The 656-nt window shown below is 47.0% G+C and carries 1 protein-coding gene; it reads left to right on the plus strand.

What is annotated here, in order from left to right:
• A partial coding sequence (locus tag ACS8FC_RS18275) for a GNAT family N-acetyltransferase (RefSeq protein ID WP_439297831.1) occupies positions 1-550 on the plus strand: 550 nt, incomplete at its 5' end.
• Positions 551-656 lie beyond the last annotated feature (106 nt).

Consider the following 656-nt stretch of genomic DNA (forward strand, 5'->3'; position numbering starts at 1 on the left):
TAAAGCGGACGATATCGGCGCACTTGAGCAACTATTGAACTGCTGCTATCGAGAGACAGCGGGCTGGACCAATGAGGCGGACTTGGTCGGCGGTATTCGTATTACGCCAGAGGAGCTGGCGAGTACGATTGCCAATCCCACACACTATCTGTTTGTCTATCCAAAGACCACGACAGGTGAGCGTGAGGCAGAAGAAACAGGTGAGATACTTGGCTGTATCGCTGTCGATATTAAAACCGATGCCAACTTAAACAAAAAAGCTTATATCGGGATGTTTGCAGTGCATCCTGCGCTTCAAGGGCAGGGCGTTGGCAATGTCATACTACAAGCGGCTGAGACCTTTGCGGATCGCCACTTACAGTCACAGAATCAGCCGAGCCGCCTGACCATGTCTATCTTGAGTCATCGCCCTGAGCTTTTGGCTTACTATCAGCGCCGTGGCTATCAATTAAATGGTAACAAAATACCGTTTCCCAACGATGGTAATAATGGCGAGCCAAAACGTACAGATTTAGAGTTATTAGAACTAGAGAAGAGGGTTAGCGAGTAAAGCCTATCTCGATTGACCCCAAAAATGTCCAAAGGTCATAAATAGACCAATACTCAACAAGATAAATGCCACAATAATTAAGCGCTTAAACCAATTAAAGGCGGGC

Source organism: Psychrobacter sp. 1Y4, assembly GCF_051847555.1.